At 68.4% G+C, this 17,965-nt stretch carries 21 protein-coding genes and 3 tRNA genes; 10 read left to right on the plus strand and 14 right to left on the minus strand.

The genetic code is table 11. The features are described 5' to 3' along the window. Window positions 1-207: 207 nt before the first annotated feature. The 6 genes from AB0F38_RS11005 to AB0F38_RS11030 all read right to left on the minus strand — a co-directional run bounded on the left by AB0F38_RS11005 (window position 208) and on the right by AB0F38_RS11030 (window position 4,122). Complete coding sequence (locus AB0F38_RS11005) at window positions 208-1,131, minus strand: hypothetical protein (protein ID WP_361890017.1); 924 nt, start codon at window positions 1,129-1,131, stop codon at window positions 208-210. 144 nt (window positions 1,132-1,275) lie between these two features. Continuing rightward, entirely contained in the window at window positions 1,276-1,998 is a 723-nt protein-coding gene (gene rplA, locus AB0F38_RS11010) for a 50S ribosomal protein L1 (RefSeq protein WP_361890020.1), read from the minus strand. A gap of 81 nt (window positions 1,999-2,079) precedes the next feature. Further along, complete coding sequence (rplK, locus tag AB0F38_RS11015; RefSeq protein WP_361890023.1) at window positions 2,080-2,514, minus strand: 50S ribosomal protein L11; 435 nt, start codon at window positions 2,512-2,514, stop codon at window positions 2,080-2,082. Window positions 2,515-2,690: 176 nt separating this feature from the next. Next, a complete protein-coding gene (nusG, locus tag AB0F38_RS11020; RefSeq protein WP_361890026.1) occupies window positions 2,691-3,581 on the minus strand; it encodes a transcription termination/antitermination protein NusG in 891 nt (296 codons plus the stop codon). Between the two features lie 74 nt (window positions 3,582-3,655). Further along, window positions 3,656-3,943 (minus strand): preprotein translocase subunit SecE, encoded by a 288-nt coding sequence (gene secE / locus AB0F38_RS11025; RefSeq protein ID WP_361890029.1) that lies wholly within the window; start codon window positions 3,941-3,943, stop codon window positions 3,656-3,658. A gap of 106 nt (window positions 3,944-4,049) precedes the next feature. Further along, window positions 4,050-4,122 (minus strand) — tRNA-Trp (locus AB0F38_RS11030). A gap of 213 nt (window positions 4,123-4,335) precedes the next feature. Between AB0F38_RS11030 and AB0F38_RS11035 the strand changes: the two genes are divergently transcribed. Together AB0F38_RS11035 and AB0F38_RS11040 are read left to right on the plus strand one after the other, a co-directional pair. Next, the gene (locus tag AB0F38_RS11035) at window positions 4,336-5,562 is read left to right on the plus strand and encodes a pyridoxal phosphate-dependent aminotransferase (protein WP_361890031.1); all 1,227 of its coding nucleotides are present in this window, start codon (window positions 4,336-4,338) and stop codon (window positions 5,560-5,562) included. Window positions 5,563-5,683: 121 nt separating this feature from the next. Beyond that, window positions 5,684-6,697, plus strand: coding sequence for an adenosine deaminase (locus tag AB0F38_RS11040; protein ID WP_361890034.1), 1,014 nt, complete (start codon window positions 5,684-5,686; stop codon window positions 6,695-6,697). 34 nt (window positions 6,698-6,731) lie between these two features. Here the strand turns inward: AB0F38_RS11040 and AB0F38_RS11045 are convergent, their stop codons facing one another. The 6 genes from AB0F38_RS11045 to AB0F38_RS11070 form a co-directional block, all read right to left on the minus strand. Further along, entirely contained in the window at window positions 6,732-7,787 is a 1,056-nt protein-coding gene (locus AB0F38_RS11045) for a UDP-N-acetylmuramate dehydrogenase (protein WP_361890037.1), read from the minus strand. Window positions 7,788-7,952: 165 nt separating this feature from the next. Further along, entirely contained in the window at window positions 7,953-8,381 is a 429-nt protein-coding gene (locus AB0F38_RS11050; RefSeq protein WP_361890040.1) for a MaoC family dehydratase, read from the minus strand. Next, the gene (locus AB0F38_RS11055; RefSeq protein WP_361890043.1) at window positions 8,381-8,833 is read right to left on the minus strand and encodes a MaoC family dehydratase N-terminal domain-containing protein; all 453 of its coding nucleotides are present in this window, start codon (window positions 8,831-8,833) and stop codon (window positions 8,381-8,383) included. The genes AB0F38_RS11050 and AB0F38_RS11055 overlap by 1 nt, the downstream gene beginning before the upstream one ends. Window positions 8,834-8,938: 105 nt before the next feature. Beyond that, window positions 8,939-9,103 carry a 50S ribosomal protein L33 gene (rpmG, locus tag AB0F38_RS11060; protein ID WP_003956487.1) on the minus strand — a complete coding sequence of 55 codons (165 nt, stop codon included), beginning with the start codon at window positions 9,101-9,103 and terminating at the stop codon, window positions 8,939-8,941. A gap of 88 nt (window positions 9,104-9,191) precedes the next feature. After that, window positions 9,192-9,264 (minus strand) — tRNA-Met (locus AB0F38_RS11065). A gap of 45 nt (window positions 9,265-9,309) precedes the next feature. Beyond that, a tRNA-Thr gene (locus AB0F38_RS11070) sits at window positions 9,310-9,382 on the minus strand. Between the two features lie 307 nt (window positions 9,383-9,689). On the opposite strand from AB0F38_RS11070, the gene AB0F38_RS11075 reads away from it, so the two are divergent. The 4 genes from AB0F38_RS11075 (at window position 9,690) to AB0F38_RS11090 (ending at window position 13,544) form a co-directional block, all read left to right on the plus strand. Next, window positions 9,690-10,949: an amidohydrolase family protein gene (locus AB0F38_RS11075; protein WP_361890046.1), complete on the plus strand. Its 1,260-nt coding sequence runs from the start codon at window positions 9,690-9,692 to the stop codon at window positions 10,947-10,949. A gap of 34 nt (window positions 10,950-10,983) precedes the next feature. After that, window positions 10,984-11,640: an SDR family oxidoreductase gene (locus AB0F38_RS11080; protein WP_361890049.1), complete on the plus strand. Its 657-nt coding sequence runs from the start codon at window positions 10,984-10,986 to the stop codon at window positions 11,638-11,640. 336 nt (window positions 11,641-11,976) lie between these two features. After that, window positions 11,977-12,984, plus strand: coding sequence for a hypothetical protein (locus AB0F38_RS11085; protein ID WP_361890052.1), 1,008 nt, complete (start codon window positions 11,977-11,979; stop codon window positions 12,982-12,984). A gap of 29 nt (window positions 12,985-13,013) precedes the next feature. Continuing rightward, complete coding sequence (locus AB0F38_RS11090; protein ID WP_361890055.1) at window positions 13,014-13,544, plus strand: hypothetical protein; 531 nt, start codon at window positions 13,014-13,016, stop codon at window positions 13,542-13,544. 111 nt (window positions 13,545-13,655) lie between these two features. On the opposite strand, the gene AB0F38_RS11095 is transcribed toward AB0F38_RS11090, so the two are convergent. Together AB0F38_RS11095 and AB0F38_RS11100 are read right to left on the minus strand one after the other, a co-directional pair. Next, complete coding sequence (locus AB0F38_RS11095; RefSeq protein WP_361890057.1) at window positions 13,656-14,306, minus strand: YdcF family protein; 651 nt, start codon at window positions 14,304-14,306, stop codon at window positions 13,656-13,658. Continuing rightward, window positions 14,303-15,091: a GntR family transcriptional regulator gene (locus tag AB0F38_RS11100; protein WP_361890060.1), complete on the minus strand. Its 789-nt coding sequence runs from the start codon at window positions 15,089-15,091 to the stop codon at window positions 14,303-14,305. The genes AB0F38_RS11095 and AB0F38_RS11100 overlap by 4 nt, the downstream gene beginning before the upstream one ends. A gap of 743 nt (window positions 15,092-15,834) precedes the next feature. On the opposite strand from AB0F38_RS11100, the gene AB0F38_RS11105 reads away from it, so the two are divergent. From AB0F38_RS11105 to AB0F38_RS11120, 4 genes are read left to right on the plus strand one after another with little or no spacing between them, the layout of a single operon-like run. Beyond that, the gene (locus tag AB0F38_RS11105; RefSeq protein ID WP_361890063.1) at window positions 15,835-16,143 is read left to right on the plus strand and encodes a hypothetical protein; all 309 of its coding nucleotides are present in this window, start codon (window positions 15,835-15,837) and stop codon (window positions 16,141-16,143) included. After that, a complete protein-coding gene (locus AB0F38_RS11110) occupies window positions 16,140-16,604 on the plus strand; it encodes a hypothetical protein (RefSeq protein ID WP_361890066.1) in 465 nt (154 codons plus the stop codon). Before AB0F38_RS11105 ends, AB0F38_RS11110 begins: the two co-directional genes overlap by 4 nt. Next, window positions 16,601-17,605 carry a DUF2637 domain-containing protein gene (locus AB0F38_RS11115; protein ID WP_361890068.1) on the plus strand — a complete coding sequence of 335 codons (1,005 nt, stop codon included), beginning with the start codon at window positions 16,601-16,603 and terminating at the stop codon, window positions 17,603-17,605. Before AB0F38_RS11110 ends, AB0F38_RS11115 begins: the two co-directional genes overlap by 4 nt. After that, the gene (locus AB0F38_RS11120; protein ID WP_361890071.1) at window positions 17,602-17,940 is read left to right on the plus strand and encodes an RRQRL motif-containing zinc-binding protein; all 339 of its coding nucleotides are present in this window, start codon (window positions 17,602-17,604) and stop codon (window positions 17,938-17,940) included. The genes AB0F38_RS11115 and AB0F38_RS11120 overlap by 4 nt, the downstream gene beginning before the upstream one ends. Window positions 17,941-17,965: the final 25 nt, after the last annotated feature.

Raw genomic sequence — 17,965 nt, forward strand, 5'->3', positions numbered from 1 at the left:
CCAGGGCGTAGCTCGACCGGACGAGGTCCGGGAGCTTTCCACAGTCACCTGCGCAGGTCGTCCGTTCTCGACGGATCCTTCGGTCACCGTCCCTCTTGCGAGAGCGCGGCAACGACCAGCGGTCTTTGGCTTCCTGTGGAGACTACGGGACCGGATCCCGATCAGGCAAATCGGGCCAACGAGGTGAACCTCGCCGGCACCGGCCGGTCAGGTGGTCGTGGAGTCCGCGCCCTGCCCGATCCCCTCCAGCATCTCCATCAGGTCGAAGGTCGCGTTCGCCGGCGGGGCCGTGACAGCGATGTCGGTCCCGTAGTCCGAGTAGTCGGCCACCATCGTGATCTCACCCTGAGGGCTGTCCATGCCGACGTTCATCCGCATCGGGTAGCCGTCCTCGTTGACCCAGACCTCGGTGTCGTAGCCCTTGATCCCGGACTTCTTCACACTGGCCAGCAGGGACTCGCGCTCCTTGTCCGTGAGGACGTCGAGCGATTCGTTGGCGGTCAGCATCTCGTCGACCGAGAGCGAGCCCTTGTAGTGCTGCGTCTCGACGCCGCCGACCTTCTCCGCACCCACGTGCTTGAGGTTCGGGGACTCCAGGAGCAGAGCCAGCTGCTGGGCCGGGTCCTGGTTCATGTCCTCCATGCCGCGGGTCATCTGCTTCTGCACACCCGCGTCACCGGACGCCTCCGCGATGGCGGCGAAGTCCATCTTCATCCAGCGCTTGCCGTCCATCTCCGCGGAGGCCTCGGCGCCCATGTCCATGTACATGACGTCGTCCACCATGACCATACGGATCTGCTCGGGTGCGTCCGGAGAGACCTGGAACGCCTCGCCCTTCATGGTCATGTCCATCACGGTGGGGCCCCACCCCATCGTGCCGGACATCTCCATCGTGCCGCCCTCGGTGGCGGCCGGCATCTCTATCGTCAGGCGCACCTTGGCCGACTTGGCGGCAGCGGTCTTCTTGTACGCCGCCGTCAGCATCTGCGTCACCGCCGCCCCCGACCGGCTCTCCGCCTTCGGTGCCCCGGCCGCCGGCTTCTTCTCCCCGCCCTGGCAGCCGGCGACACCAGCGATCACGACCGCGACGGTCAGCGAAACGCCCGCGCGCCTCCATGCCGACATACTCATGCCCCACCCCTTGTTTTGTTTGCGAACTCTTGAACCGTAACGCACCCCACTGACAGCCGGCCCATGAAAAAAAGCCGTCCCCCGCCGCTCCGGAGAGCGGCGGGGGACGGCTTCTGGTCACGCGGTCCGCGACAGCCGTCAGTTTCAGACGGAGGCCGGGTCCTCCTCGACGAGGAGGTTGCGCACGCGGTTGGCGTCCAGCGGGATGCCGGGGCCCATCGTCGTGCTCATGGTCGCCTTCTTGATGAAGCGGCCCTTGGCGGCGGACGGCTTCAGACGGAGGATCTCCTCCAGCGCCGCGCCGTAGTTCTCGACCAGCTTGGTGTCATCGAACGACGTCTTGCCGATGATGAAGTGCAGGTTCGAGTGCTTGTCGACGCGGAACTCGATCTTTCCGCCCTTGATGTCGTTGACAGCCTTGACGACATCGGGGGTGACGGTGCCGGTCTTCGGGTTCGGCATCAGACCACGCGGACCGAGCACGCGGCCCAGGCGGCCGACCTTGCCCATGAGGTCCGGCGTGGCGACGACGGCGTCGAAGTCCAGACGGCCCTTCGCCACCTCGTCGATGAGCTCGTCGGCGCCGACGATGTCGGCGCCCGCGGCTTCCGCGGCCGCAGCACGGTCACCGGTCGCGAAGACCAGGACCCGGGCGGTCTTGCCGGTGCCGTGCGGGAGGTTCACGGTGCCACGGACCATCTGGTCGGCCTTGCGAGGGTCGACACCCAGGCAGAACGCGACCTCGACGGTGCCGTCGAACTTGGTGGCGGCGGTGTCCTTGGCGATACGGACGGCCTCGAGGGGGGCGTACGTACGCTCCCGGTCGATCTTCGCGTCCGCAGCGCGGAGGTTCTTGCTGCGCTTCACTTCTACTCCTGTGGGTTCAGAGTGTGGAGTCGTGGTGCGGACCAGCGCTTGGTCCTACCACTGAGGGCTTGAGGGGCTGACTCAGCCTTCGACCGTGATGCCCATGGAACGGGCGGTGCCAGCGATGATCTTCGACGCGGCGTCGAGGTCGTTGGCGTTCAGGTCGGGGAGCTTCGTCGTGGCGATCTCGCGGACCTGGGCAGCCGTGAGCTTGGCGACCTTGGTCTTGTGCGGCTCGCCGGAGCCCTTCTCCACGCCCGCGGCCTTGAGGATCAGCTTGGCGGCCGGCGGAGTCTTCGTGATGAAGGTGAAGGAGCGGTCGTCGTAGACCGTGATCTCCACCGGCACGACCATGCCACGCTGCGACTCGGTCGCGGCGTTGTAGGCCTTGCAGAACTCCATGATGTTGACGCCGTGCTGACCCAGCGCGGGGCCGACCGGCGGTGCCGGGTTGGCCGCACCGGCGTTGATCTGGAGCTTGATAAGCCCCGTGATCTTCTTCTTCTTGGGAGGCATTGCTCTCTCCGGGTCCTAGTGAGAGTGTTTCGCCGCCATTCCGGTCATCCGGATGGAGGCATACCGCACAACGATAACGGGTATAGCTGCGCGACCAAAAACCGAGCAGGTCAGACCAGCTGCGAAGCCGGTCTGACCTGCTCGGTAGGCATGTGTCCGGAAGCTGGCGGAACCCGCTAGTTCTTCTGGATCTGGTCGAAGCTCAGCTCGACCGGGGTCTCGCGACCGAAGATCTCGACGAGGCCCTTGACCTTCTTCGAGTCGGCGTTGATCTCGTTGATCGTCGCCTGCAGCGTCGCGAACGGTCCGTCGGTGACGGTGACCGAGTCGCCCACCTCGAAGTCCAGCACCTGGACCTCGACCTTGCGGGCCGGAGCCGGCTTGCCCTCGGCCTCGGCAGCCTCGCGAGCCGCCTTCTCCTCGGCCTCGGGGGCGAGCATCTTGACGATCTCATCCAGGGTCAGCGGGTACGGGTCGTAGGCGTTGCCCACGAAGCCGGTGACACCGGGCGTGTTGCGGACAACACCCCAGGACTCGTTGGTCAGGTCCATGCGCACCAGGACGTATCCCGGGAGCTTGTTCTGACGGACGTTCTTCCGCTCACCGTTCTTGATCTGGACGATCTCTTCCTCGGGCACCTCGGCCTGGTAGATGAAGTCCTCGACGTTGAGCGAGACGGCGCGCTGTTCCAGGTTGGCCTTCACGCGCTTCTCGTAACCGGCGTACGTGTGGATGACGTACCACTCGCCGGGAAGGCCGCGCAGTTCCTCGCGCAGGGCGGTGACGGCGTCGACGGGGGCGGCCGGCTCGGCCTCTTCCTCGTCGGACTCGTCGGATCCGGCGGCGTCCTCGTCCTCATCGGCGGCGGCCTCCTCGGCCTCCGCCTCCTCGTCGGACTCGACGTGCACGGCGTCCTGCTCGGCGGGCTCGCCCGCGGCGGCGTCAGCAGCTTCGACCTGGTCCGGGGCCACGGCATCCGCCGCCTCGACGATGTCGAGCTCGTCCTCGGCGGACTCGACGGCGCTCGCCGTGGGCTCGGCGTCGTCGTTCAGGTTCGGGTCAGACACGATGGCTGCTTCTTCCTGGATACAAATGGGTGGAACATGCGAAAGGGGCGCCGATGAGGCGCCCTCCGCGGGGATCAGCCGAAGACGTACTTGACGACCCGCGCAAATCCGAAGTCGATCACGGTGACAAGACCGATCATGACTACCACGAAGACGATCACGACGGCCGTGTACGTCGTCAGCTGGCTGCGCGTCGGCCACACGACCTTGCGCAGCTCGGCGACGATCTGGCGGTAGAACAGCGCGAGACGGCCCAGAGGACCCTTCTTGCCGCGCTTGCCGCCCTTCCGAGACTTCTTCTTCGACTCGGGGGCTTCGTCCTCGGCATCAGGCATGTCGATGGAGCCCACGGCGTCCGTCACGCTACTCACCTGATTCCGGGTCGTGGCCGTGCCGCGCCCGGTGGAGCCGCACGGCGGTGCATTGAAGTACGTACATGCGCACACATCCTGGCGAAGGAGTGTGTAGCAGGGCCGGAGGGACTTGAACCCCCAACCGCTGGTTTTGGAGACCAGTGCTCTACCAATTGAGCTACGACCCTTTGTGGTTTCCACCAACCTACCGCATCCTCCCCGGTGGGCCGGGCGGAAAACGGTGCGGCTGATGAAGGCCAACGACAGGTGAGTGTACGTGTTCAACGGCGCCGCGTCGAACAGACAACTACCGACCGGTCCTGTCCGGCTGCTGTCCGCGTCCTGTCCGGTCCCTGAAACCGCTGTGCCGACGGCGTTTCGGGTCTGCGAGCATGGGGGGCATGAGCGCTGCAACTTCTCCGTCCGAGCGCCGGGTTTCGGCCCGCATCGGTGCGATCTCCGAGTCCGCCACCCTCGCCGTCGACGCCAAGGCAAAGGCCCTCAAGGCCGCCGGACGTCCGGTGATCGGCTTCGGCGCGGGCGAGCCCGACTTCCCGACTCCCGGCTACATCGTCGACGCCGCGATCGAGGCCTGCTCCAACCCGAAGTACCACCGCTACACCCCGGCGGGCGGGCTCCCCGAGCTCAAGGCCGCCATCGCAGAGAAGACGCTGCGCGACTCCGGCTACGAGGTCGAACCGTCCCAGGTGCTGGTGACCAACGGCGGCAAGCAGGCCATCTACGAGGCATTCGCCGCGGTCCTCGACCCGGGCGACGAGGTCATCGTCCCGGCGCCGTACTGGACCACCTACCCCGAGTCCATCCGTCTCGCCGGCGGTGTCCCGGTCGAGGTGGTGGCCGACGAGACCACCGGGTACCGGGTGTCCGTCGAGCAGCTGGAGGCGGCGCGCACCGAGCGCACCAAGGTCGTCCTGTTCGTCTCGCCGTCCAACCCGACCGGCGCCGTCTACAGCAGGGCCGACACCGAGGCGATCGGCCGCTGGGCCGTCGAGCACGGCCTGTGGGTGCTGACCGACGAGATCTACGAGCACCTGGTCTACGGCGACGCGGAGTTCACCTCGCTCCCCGCGGTCGTGCCCGAGCTGCGCGACACGTGCATCGTGGTCAACGGTGTGGCCAAGACCTACGCGATGACCGGCTGGCGGGTGGGCTGGATCGTCGGCCCCAAGGACATCGTGAAGGCCGCGACCAACCTGCAGTCGCACGCCACCTCCAACGTCAGCAACGTCGCGCAGGTCGCCGCGCTGGCCGCCGTCTCCGGCCCCCTGGACGCGGTCGCCGAGATGCGCACCGCCTTCGACCGCCGCCGCCGGACGATCGTGCGGATGCTCAACGAGATCGACGGCGTGCTCTGCCCCGAGCCCGAGGGCGCCTTCTACGCGTACCCGTCGGTGAAGGGGCTGCTCGGCAAGGAGATCCGCGGCAAGCGCCCGGCCACCTCCGTCGAGCTCGCGGCCCTGATCCTGGACGAGGCCGAGGTCGCCGTCGTCCCGGGCGAGGCCTTCGGCACGCCGGGCTACCTGCGGCTGTCCTACGCCCTGGGCGACGACGACCTCGTCGAGGGCGTCTCGCGGCTCCAGAAGCTGCTGGGCGAGGCCCGCGACTGACCGGCCGGCTCACCGAACGAGTGGCCCCCGGCTCCGGCCGGGGGCCACTTATCTGTTCGAGAGATAACTCAGGAGGGGAACCGGCTACCGCGACACGCCCCGCATGCGGCAAGATCCTTCAATGGAGCGTGACGTACGGCTGTTGCCCAAGGCCCACCTGCACCTGCACTTCACCGGGTCGATGCGGCCCACGACCCTGCTCGAACTGGCGGACAAGTACGGGGTGCACCTGCCCGAGGCGCTGACGAGTGGCGAGCCGCCCCAGCTGCGGGCCACCGACGAGCGCGGCTGGTTCCGCTTCCAGCGCCTCTACGACATCGCCCGGTCCTGCCTCCGCTCGCCGGAGGACATCCAGCGGCTCGTGCGCGAGACCGCCATGGAGGACGTCGCGGACGGCTCCGGGTGGCTGGAGATCCAGGTCGACCCCACCTCGTACGCCCCGCTGCTCGGCGGGCTGATCCCGGCCATCGAGATCATCCTGGACGCCGTGGACAGCGCGGCCCGCGAGACCGGGCTCCCGATCCGGGTCGTGATCGCGGCGAACCGGATGAAGCACCCGCTGGACGCCCGGACGCTGGCCCGGCTCGCCGTGCGGTACGCGGACCGGGGGGTCGTCGGCTTCGGACTCTCGAACGACGAGCGCCGCGGCATGGCCCGCGACTTCGACCGGGCCTTCGCCATCGCCCGCGAGGGCGGCCTGCTCGCGGCCCCGCACGGCGGCGAGCTCGCCGGTCCCTCCAGCATCCGGGACTGTCTGGACGACCTGGACGCGGGCCGGATCGGGCACGGCGTACGGGCGGCCGAGGACCCGAGGCTGCTGCGCGAGCTCGCGGAGCGCGAGGTGACCTGCGAGGTCTGCCCCGCCTCCAACGTGGCACTCGGCGTCTACGAGAAGCCCGCCGACGTACCCCTGCGCACTCTGTTCGACGCGGGAGTCCCGATGGCGCTCGGCGCGGACGACCCGCTGCTCTTCGGCTCGCGGCTGGCCGCCCAGTACGACTTCGTACGCCGCCATCACGCGTTCACCGACGAGGAGCTGGCCGAACTGGCGCGGCAGTCCGTGCGGGGGTCGGTGGCGCCCGCCGACGTACGGGAGAGGCTGCTGGGCGGGATCGACGCGTGGCTCACCGGCTGAGTGGCCCCCGCCCGCTGTCCGTCCCGCCGTCCCGCTACAGGCTGACGCCGACCGTCACCGGCTCGTTGACGAGCGTGACGCCGAAGGCCTGGTGGACCCCGTCGACGACCTCGCGGGCCAGGGCCAGCAGGTCCTCGGTGGTCGCTCCGCCGCGGTTGGTGAGGGCGAGCGTGTGCTTGGTGGAGATGCGGGCCGGGCCCGTGCCGTACCCCTTGGTGAACCCAGCCCTGTCGATGAGCCAGGCGGCGGAGGTCTTCGTGCGGCCCTCGCCGGCGGGGAAGGCCGGGGGCGCGGTGTCCTGACCCAGGCGGTCCCTGACGCGGGCGAGGAAGGCGGTGTGCTCCGCCTCGTCAAGGATCGGGTTGGTGAAGAAGGACCCCGCGGACCAGGTGTCGTGGTCCTCCGGGTCGAGCACCATGCCCTTGCCGGCCCTCAGCCGCAGGACGGTCTCACGAGCGGCTGCGACCGGGACGCGGTCGCCCTGCCCGACGCCCATGACTCGGGCCGTTTCCGGGTAGAGCAGCGGTGCGGACAGTCCGCCCGCGTCCTCCAGTCCGAATCGGACACGGAGCACGACGAAACGATCGGGCTCCGCCTTGAAGCGGCTGTGCCGGTACGAGAACGCGCACGCGTCGTTCGGGATGGTGACCGTCTCGCCGGAGCGCCGGTCGTAGGCGACGACCTCGGTGATGACCGAGGACACCTCCTGCCCGTACGCACCGACGTTCTGGATCGGCGTCGCCCCGGCGGATCCGGGAATCCCGGCGAGGCACTCGACGCCTGCCAGGCCCGCCTCGACCGTACGGGCCACGGCGTCGTTCCACGGCTCGCCGGCCGCCAGCTCCAGCGTCGTACCGGAGAGCTCGAAGCCTTCGGTGGCGATGCGCAGGGCTGTGCCGTCGAAGCCCTTGTCCCCGATGACCAGGTTGGAGCCGCCACCGATGATCAGCAGTGGGGTGCCGCTCGCGTCGGCTTCGCGGACGGCGGCGATCACCTCGGCGTCGGTGGTGGCCGTCAGGAGGCGGTCGGCTGGGCCGCCGAGCCGGAAGGTGGTCAGGGGGGCGAGGGGGGCATCGTGGAGTTCCTGCACGGGGACAAGAGTACGGTCCGTGGCCCCTCCGCTCGGGCGGGGCCACGGACCGTACGGGCACGGCGGGAATCAGGCCGCGGCAGCGGCACGGTTCCCGGCCCTGCTCCGGCCCCTGGGCCTCGCGGCGGCTCGGGAGGAGCAGGGCGACGGGCCCGCCCTTACGCCTCAGGCCAGCCGAACCACGGCGCGGGACATGCCCAGCACCTTCTTGCCGTCACTCATCGCCGTCAGGTCCACCCGCACCAGGTTGTCGTCCAGCTTCGCGGCGACCTTGCCGCTGACCTCGACCACCGCACCGGTGTCGTCGTTCGGCACGACGACCGGCTTGGTGAACCGCACGCCGTACTCGACGACCGCACCCGGGTCGCCGGCCCAGTCCGTGACCACCCGGATCGCCTCGGCCATCGTGAACATGCCGTGCGCGATCACATCCGGAAGGCCGACCTCACGTGCGAACTTCTCGTTCCAGTGAATCGGATTGAAGTCACCCGAGGCGCCGGCGTACTGCACCAGCGTCGCCCGGGTCACCGGGAACGACCGCGCCGGAAGCTCCGTGCCGACCTCGACCGCCCCGTACTCCACACTCGCCGTCATCACGCCTCCTCGGCGGCACGCGCCACCAGCTTCGTCCACGCGGTCACGACGTGTTCGCCCGACTCGTCGTGCACCTCGCCGCGGATGTCCAGGATGTCGTTGCCGGCCATCGACTTGACCGCCTCGATCGTCGAGGTGACCGTGAGCCGGTCCCCCGCCCGCACCGGACGCGTGTACGCGAACTTCTGGTCCCCGTGCACCACACGGCTGTAGTCCAGACCGAGCTGCGGATCCTGGATCACCTGACCCGCGGCCTTGAATGTGATCGAGAAGACGAACGTGGGCGGGGCGATCACGTCCGCATGCCCGAGGGCCTTGGCGGCCTCCGGATCCACGTAGGCGGGATGGGTGTCACCCACCGCCTCCGCGAACTCCCGGATCTTCTCCCGGCCGACCTCGTACGCCGGGGTGGGCGGATAGGTCCGCCCCACGAAGGACTGGTCGAGCGCCATGAGCCCGCTACCTCCTGATGAAAAGTCGAAATAGGGCGAGGGACAACCCAATACAACGACACGAGGCCGCCCCCAGTGGGGACGGCCTCGTGTACGAGCCTGTTTTCAGCGCGTTTCGCGGTGCGCGGTGTGCGAGTTGCAGCGCGGGCAGTGCTTCTTCATCTCAAGACGGTCCGGGTTGTTACGCCGGTTCTTCTTGGTGATGTAGTTCCGCTCCTTGCACTCCACGCAGGCCAGCGTGATCTTCGGGCGGACGTCGGTGGCAGCCACGTGAGTGCTCCTTGGACGGACGGTGGACGGATGAACGCAAAAAAGAGTAGCCGATCGAAGGACCGACCCCACAATCGGCTACCGTTAGTAGCGGTGACCGGACTTGAACCGGTGACACAGCGATTATGAGCCGCTTGCTCTACCGACTGAGCTACACCGCTTTGATGACGAGCTTCCCCGCCGAAGCGGGGTCACCCGATCACCAGAGCCCCAATGCGGAATCGAACCGCAGACCTTCTCCTTACCATGGAGACGCTCTACCGACTGAGCTATTGGGGCGAGCGAGGAAGACATTACACGCTCTGTCGCCGATCGCCCAAATCCGTTTCCGCGCCCCCGGCCCGGCCCGTGACCGACCTCCCGGCGGACCCCGGCCGCAGCCCCTGATCAGGCCCTTGATCAGCTCGTACGCCGCCTCTTCCGGACGCCCGGCACCCCTGCTCCAGACCCCGGGGCCCGCCCTCCCCGCACGCCACAGAAGGCCACATTCGTACGACTATTCCGCTCCTCCACCGGACGAACCGGACCCCCCAATAGGCTCGGCCCACTCTGCGTCACGTGATCTTGCACCCCTCCCAGGAGCGCGATGCCCGACAGCCGGCCGCGGCGGCCCGACGACAGCGCAGCCGGCCCGGACGGCTCCGCAGCGGCCCCGCTCCTCCTCAGCGGAGCCCGGCTCACCGACGGGCGCACGGTCGACGTGCGGATCGACGGCGCGCACATCGAGGCGGTGGGCACCGCGGGCTGCCTCAGCACCTGGGGCACCCGCGTGGACCTGCGCGGCTATCTGCTGCTCCCCGCTCCCGCCGAACCCCACGCACACAGCGACACGGCACTCACCGCCTCCACCGGAGGGCCCGCCTCCCAGCGCCCCGAGGACATCCGCCGGCGCGCGACCGAAGCCGCCCTGCTGCAGCTCAGCCACGGGGCCACCGCCCTGCGCGCCCACGTACGCGTGGGAGACGTGCAGGGCCTCGCCTCGCTCGAAGCCGTCCTGGGAGCCCGCCGCTCCCTGCGGGGGCTCACCGACGTCACCGCTGTCGCCGCGCCCCGGCTGCTCACCGGGGTGGCAGGGGCCGAGGGTCTCGCCGCGCTCCGGGACGCCATGGACATGGGCGCGGGCGTCATCGGCGGCTGCCCCGACCTCGACCCCGACCCTTCCGGCTACGCGGAGGCGGTCCTGGGCCTCGGCGCCGAGCACGGCCGCCCCGTCGACCTCCACACGGACGGTGACGATCCCGCCCGCCTGGCACGGCTGGCCGCCATGGCGGGCGGACTCCGCCCCCGCGTCTCCCTGGGCCCCTGTGCGGGCCTCTCCCGGCTTCCCGGCGACGCTGCGGCCCGCGCCGCCGACCAGCTCGCCGCCGCGGACGTCACGGTGATCTGCCTCCCCCAGGGCGGGTGCTCCGGCGCGCGGCTCCGCGGCACCGCGCCGGTAGGCCTCCTGCGGGCCGCCGGAGTGCGCGTGGCGGCGGGCAGCGGCGCCCTGCGCGACCTCTCCAACCCCGTGGGCCGCGGCGATCCCCTGGAAGCCGCGTACCTCCTGGCCTCCCGGAACGGGCTCGATCCCGATCACGCCTACGACGCCGTCTCCACCACCGCACGGGCGGTCATGGGCCTGCCCGACGTACGCGTCGAGGCCGGCTTCCCCGCCGAGCTCCTGGCCGTACGCGCGGACCAGCTCTCCGGGGCGCTCTCCCTCACGTACAGCAGGATCGTGGTGCACCTGGGGCGCGTGGTCGCACGGACCAGTGCCGTGCGCGAGTACTGCGACTCCGAAGCCGTGGACGCCCTTGACCTCCCCCGCCAGGGACGCGCCGATTCCGGCGCCGGCGGCGGGCCTTGAGCGCGAGGGCGTGCTCGGGCGTACCGTCGGAAGCATGCGCATTGTCATTGCAGGTGGACACGGTCAGATCGCCCTGCGGCTGGAGCGGCTGCTCGCCGCCCGCGGCGACGAAGCGGTCGGCATCATCCGCGACCCGCAGCAGAGCGAGGACCTCCGGGCCGCAGGCGCCGAACCCCTCGTCCTCGACCTCGAGTCAGCCTCCACGGAGGAGGCCGCCGAGGCCCTGCGCGGTGCGGACGCGGCGGTCTTCGCGGCCGGTGCCGGCCCGGACAGCGGCACGGAACGCAAGGACACGGTGGACCGCGGCGCGGCCGTGCTGTTCGCCGACGCGGCGGAACGAGCGGGCGTCCGCCGGTACGTCGTCGTCTCCTCGATGGGTGCCGACCCGCACCATCCCGGCGACGAGGTCTTCGACGCGTACCTGCGCGCCAAGGGCGAAGCCGACGCGTACGTGCGCTCCCGGGCAGCCCTGGCCTGGACGGTCCTGCGCCCCGGCATGCTGACGAACGACGCGGGCACCGGCCAGGTCCTGCTCCAGGCCTCCACGGGCCGCGGCCCCGTCCCGCGCGACGACGTCGCGGCGGTCCTGCTGGAGCTGCTGGACACCCCGGCGACGGCGGGCCTGACGCTGGAGCTGATCTCCGGGAGCGTGCCTGTGACGGTCGCGGTGCGGGACATCGCCGGGAACTGACCTCCGGCCCCGCGACACGGGCGGTCCGGCTGCCGGGGAACGAGAGAGCCCCTGACCAGATGTACTGGTCAGGGGCTCTGTTCGTGTGGCGGCGCCAGGGTTCGAACCTGGGTAGGCTGAGCCGGCAGATTTACAGCGGGCCGGGCACGAGCCCCCTGACCTGCAAAATTGCCTGATCCAACGTCCCCCGGGGGACGCCTGGGGCAGAACCCCGACCTCCGCACAGCACGTAGGACGCTGAGCACCTGCTGAACAGGCTGCCCAAAACCGGTCACACCCAACTCTTGCGATCCGGTTGACGGCCCGTCACCTCCAGTCCCCATACTGATCCTCTTGGTGACATCTGCACAGGTGCACTGGCCAACGCAAGCCAGGGGGGTTGAGTTGAGCGGACAGCGGAAGAAGACGGTCGCCTTCTACGAGGTTGTTCGAGCGAAGGATGCCGGCAACCTACGGTTCGGCCACATCGACTGGTCATTCGTTCTGGACAATTTGAGTGCGTTGTCGGTTCACGACCGCCACATGAATCATGAAGACGACGTTTACGTAGGCGAACCAATTGACTCGTCGCACGGAAGGCACTTAGTGCTTGCTCGCCTGCGTGACGGAGACTTGCAGCAAATTGATTACGAAGCCCAGAAAATTGACGCCCTCAGACTCGACGGCAACCGAAGCGTCGTCGACACGACGATTATCTGCTTCCTTCCCTACGGCAATGTCATCGGAGTAATCCAAGGAAGCGCCTCAGCCCCTAGACCGACAGCCTTGCAGCGATGGCTCAATGCGATGCGTTCAGGAATCGAGGAGGATCTCGCGATCATCCCCCTCATCGGAAAAAATGCCTGGGATAAGCTGAAGGCGGCCGAATCCGTCAATCTTTTCGAGATGAGGTTGCGCCCTGCCTCAACATCAATGTTCCCAACCGCCGTGGAGGGGCTCGGAGATTTTGCCCGTCACGCACACAAACAGAATCCTGACGCTCTGATCACAATGACAATTAAGATCCCGAAAGGACGGGGACTCTCTCGAAGTGGCGCCAGAGCGAGAGGGGAGCGACGCCTGCATTCAAGCGTCCAGGAATTCCTTTCTGACTTCGGTAGCCTCGTCGGCCCTCACGGGCTGATCGATCGGGCGATCGCAGATGTCATGCTGTCGGCATCCGACGGCAGCATCGTCGAAGACAAGATCAATTTCGTTAATGACCACATCACAGCATCCAAGCAGGTGACGCTGCCGCACGGCGGTGGAGCCGGGCCCTGGTTCGAGGCGGCTGTGCAAGCAGTGATGCAGGCGGCGGCAGAGCATGACCACGACCTAAGAGCTGCTGTCAGTGCCATGCCCTAGGCTCCGACTGAGCCTGAAGGGGGTGCGTCATGGGCGCAGTACGGAGAGCGCGTGGCTACGTCTATAACCAATGGAGCCACCACCCAGTCGTCGACTTCGCTCTGACCGGCCTCTCCGTCGGAGGGTTAGCCATAGCACAAGGCCACCACATCTTCGCCAGCCATGACGCCGATCAGCGTATGAGTATCTACGCGACAGTGGCCTCGGTGGCGGCGATTGTCGGCGGCTTCGGCACGGCAGCCATTAGTCAATACGCAACTAGCGCTGGCCAGAGAATGATGATCCTCCGCCAGACATACGGAATCCACCTTCGCCGCAATTGGGTGGGATTGCTCACTTCCATGCTGATCGTATCCTTCGGATGCCTGGCCGTCATGATGTCGGACACCAGAGAAAAGATCGGCATCGCAGGATGGGTTGCAGAGTATTTGATCATTTTTGGCGCAGTGAGATCATTTCGCCTTGTGTGGCTCTTCCGACTCCTAATCGATGTATCGGATCACGACGCGGGAAACCCTTCCACCGATTCCACTATTCAAGTTCGCCGAGTCAACCGATAAGCTCCGCCTAACCGCACGCCACCCAGTGCGCGGCGGGCACTTCGACCGAGAGGGGAGCCCACCGACACGAAGCGGACGCCGCTACGCCCGATTCGTGGCGACGAAGCCTCCTCAGTGCGCGACGAGTCGGCCCGTGAAGCCCGCCCCGCAAAGACGCTCGTAGGCCGCTTCCACCTGCGCGGGAATGTCCTGACCAACCATGTAGCCCTGCTCCGGATAGATGACCAAGCGCTGCTGAGCCCCCACAAGCATGTTCAGCACGAGGTGTGGGTCCCCGATCGAGTCGACGTACTCCATGAGCGTCACCGACGCAGAGGCGCTGACAATCTCAACGTCCGGCCAGAGCTTTCGAGCGGTTGCGTAGGCCCTGCGCTCCTCGTATGGCTTGCTGATGAGAAGGACAGACGAGACATCCACACCCTCCCTCTCAAGCAGTTCACGGGAAAAGCAGATGTTCTCGCCCGTGTTCCTCGCGTTCGGCTCGACGAGGATAACTTCTGCCGGCACGCCCAACTCCACGGCCCGCTCCCTGTAGTGCTCGGCCTCGCCGCGGGGCATTCGCTCCTGAGTAGTGCGGCTCGTGGCACCCGTGAAAACTATGAGTGGCATCAGACCGCGCCGGTACAGATCAGCCGTGACATCGGCTACGCCCAGGTCGTGGCTGCCCAACCCGATGCCCACAGAGCACTGACGCGGCTTGTGGTGCATCTGCTGGAAGTCCCAGAGGAGCTCTGCATCTGCCCACTCCTCCGACGAGATCACGGCTTCACCTCCCGTGCCGAGTCCGGCACTTCGAAGTCGTACTCCCACGCGAAGCGGGTCGCCGCATGGATACCGATCGCGAACTCGACCACCGTGTCGTCCGCCGTGAACGTGGTGCGGTGCAGCTCGACTACCCATTCGCCGACGGGCAGTTGCAGGAGCTTCGCCTCGTCCGACGTGGGGACGCGCGCGAACAGTTGCTCCTTCATGTGGTCGATCTCGTAACCCGCGTCGTACAGGACACGGAATCCCCCGCCGCGGCCGGCGGGACCCGGCGTGGGGTCGACGATGCGCGTTCCCTCGACGTGCTCGGGCCTGTAGTAGCTGGTCAAGGTGTGCGTGGGCCGGTCGCCCTCCTTCACCAGCCGGGCTCGTGCGTAGACGTCCGCACCGGCCGGTAGGCCATGTGCCTCCGCTACGGCCGGCGGCGCTTCGACTAGAGAGACCGTCTGCGTCTGATCTCCCCGGCGGTAGGCCCGGCCTGTGGCCACCCGGTCGGCAATGAACGCCACCTGGTCGCCGTCGCGCCACTTCGCCTTGTCGTACCGGGCGACGCCGAGCCGCTTCAGGGGCGTCTGCTGACGCACGACCGTCCCGTGCCCGCGCGATGACGCGACCAGCCCTTCGGCCTCCAGCGCCTTGTACGCCGCGTGAACCGTGGACTTTGAGCCCTCGCCGGCCTCAACGAGCTCTCTGATGTGCGGCAGCTGCTGGCCAGGGGCGTACTCGCCCGACCTGATCCGAGCAGCCAGCGTGTCGGCGAGCTCTCGCCATTTCGGTGCCATTCCAGCCTCCTCTCAACTCACCCAGTCAAACACAGTCCCAGGACTGTTGACAGTCCTGGGACTGTGGGTGCATTGTCTCACTAGCGGTCACGCAGTCCCGGGACTACAGGTCTTGGGCGTCTCTTCTGCGTGCCTGCTCGCACCGCCCGGAGGGCTCCGTGAAACGGGTCCAAAGGAAGCGGCCGTTCTTTGAGAACTGAACAGCGTGCCAAGGATCGCCGCCTCTCCTATGCCCCAAGCAGGCGGCAGCGCGGGACATCGTCCCGCGTGCTCAACCGCGTCACCCGACCACTTCGCAGCGCCCATGACCGCTGCGGCCGGTTGCCTCCTCCGCCCGTCCAGCCCCTTTCCTGGACCGTACGGGCGGGGCCGAGGGGAACCGGATGGCCCGGAACCAGGAGCGGCACCCCGGTTGCCCCCAGGGTGCCGCTCGATACAGGCACCTGTGTAGGAGGCACCTGTGATCAGCAGTCTGACAGAGCAGGAACGCGACGAACTCTCCAAGAAGGTCAGCGAGGCCAACCGCCGTTCCTCCGGCGGGTCCGGTCGCTGACCATGCACGGCCCCGGATCACGGCGTGAGGCTGCCGGATCGAATGCGGCCCGGGGCACTCGCCGCCAGCTCTGGCGGCCGGGCCGGCCACATGCCGTGGCAGTCCATCCCTGAACGGCGCGCGGCCCCGGTGCTGGAACACCGGGGCCGCTGTTTCGGGCCGTTCCACCGACTAAGGAGAAAAACGACCCATGAAGAACATCGTTGCTGGTCGCGAGCCTGTTACCGCGACCGAGTTCATTGAGCTGGCTCTGGGGATCGACCTGGAGCTGTTCACTGGTTCGGCCACGGAGTCCGCGATGGAGCGGGCCGCGCGGCTGGACGTCGCCCACGAGGTCCTGGCGGACCTGCGGGAGAGCGACCCGGAGACCGCGGCCTACGCCGCGTCCCTGCTGCGGACGCTGCCCCTGAAGACGCAGACGAGCGGACGGCGCCCGCGCCGTGCGGTCCGCCGCCCGGCCAAGGCGTCCGCGGTTGCGGGTTCGGCGGTGGCCGCATGATTCGCATCGTCACCAAGGCCCGGCTGGCCCGTATGGTCGCCGAGGCGAAGCAGGCCCGTGACCGTGCCTTCGAGGTACAGGAGAAGGCGGATGCCGTGTTCTCCACCTACTTCCGTACGGTCGCCGAGCTGACCGCCCGCACAGTCCAGGCAGAAGAGGCCCGGTCCGCGTACGCCGACGTTGTCACCGCCCTGCGGGCCGAGCTGGATGCCGCCCAGGCGCCGGGGGAGGTTGTGCTGCTGGTGCGCTACGGGCAGCCGCACAGCATTCACCGCAGCGTTCACGCGGCCAAGGTGTGCGCGGCTACGCACGGCGCCGACCCCGCCTCGTGGCGCCCGTCTTCACGGCCGCCGACCGCGTCGGATGACTGGGCCACGATCGCGTTCATTTTCGACGCGGCGACGGATGCGTTCCTGTGCTCGGTGGCGCCGGTTCTGCCGGTGGCGGGGGGTGCGGGATGAACAGTGTTCAGATCCGTTCAGCGGAGAAGGCGCTGTCTGTCGGGACGTGGCTGATCGTGGGCGGCGCGATGCTCTTCTCCATCCTGACGGTGACGCCGCTGATGGAGCGGCACACACCCGAGGGATGGAAGTGGACCGCCCCGATCCTCCCCCTGGTCGTGGACGCCGCAGTCGTCATCGTCGTACGCCTCGATGCCGTTCTGGCCCGCCTTGGTGGGCATGGGGGCCGGTGGCCGGTCGCCCTGCGGTGGATGACGGGGTGCATGACCCTCGCGTTGAACGTGGCCGACTCCGCGTTGCAGAAAGAGCTGGTCGGGGTGGCCGTGCATGCGGTCGCCCCGCTCCTGCTCATCGTCACTGCGGAGACCGGGCTCGCCTACCGGCAGGCCATCACCGCTGCCCTGACCGCGCAGGAAGCCCGGCAGAAGGCCGAGCAGGCCGAGCGCGAGCAGGCCGCCGTCCAGCGCCGTGAGGCGGCCGAGCGGCGGGAGCGTGAGGACCGCGAGCACGCCGCCCAGTTGATGCGTGAGCAGCGTGAGCACGAGGTGATGCTGGCCCGTGAACAGACGGCGCGGGAGGAGGCGGTGCGGCGTGAGGAGCGCGAGCGAGCAGAGGCTCGGGAGCGTGCTGAGCGGGAGCTTCGTGAACGCCGTGAACGCGAGCGTGAACAGCAGCAGGTGGAGCGTGAACGCCTCGAACGAGAGGCCGCCCAACGCCGTGCTGCGGAGCGTCGGGAGCGCGAGGAGCGTGAACGCCGTGAACAGGCTGAGCGCCACGAGCGGGCCGAGCGTGAACGCGCCGCGCTCCTGTCGGCCGGCCCCGCTACCGAGAAGCAGCCCGAGGGCCAGGCCCGCGAGACCGTGAAGGCGGCGTTCGTCGCGGGGCTGCCGGTGCGGGCTGCGGCCGAGCTGACCGGATGGTCGATCGGCTGGGTCTCCGCCCGCTACCAGGAATTGCGTGACCACTCGACGCCCCGGGCGCTTGAGGGCGCGCACCGGTGAGCGCCGTGCCGGTCTACCGGTGGCGCCTCGCACCGCCCGGTTACGCAACCCTCCGACAACTCCGAGCCCAAGGGCTGCGGCCGGGCGGGCAGGACGTCGCCGCGGTGCTTGAGCGCCCGCGTAAGCGGCGGGGCCCGCTGGTCGCCTACCTCTACCGCATTGACCGGGCCAAGCCGGTCCGGCCGATGACACCGGCCAGGTGGGCGGCGCTCGCCAAGGCGAACGCGGCCCGGCAGGTCTGCCCGAAGTGCCGCAGGGACGCGGGGTATCGCATCCCGGCCTCGCTCGGCATGTGCGTGACCTGCGCCTTTCCCGAGGAACAGTGCGCCGCCTGACCTACAGCAGGCCCCCTCCCGTCCC

The sequence above is a fragment of the Streptomyces sp. NPDC025273 genome (assembly GCF_040638585.1).
Classification (GTDB): domain Bacteria; phylum Actinomycetota; class Actinomycetes; order Streptomycetales; family Streptomycetaceae; genus Streptomyces; species Streptomyces cinereorectus.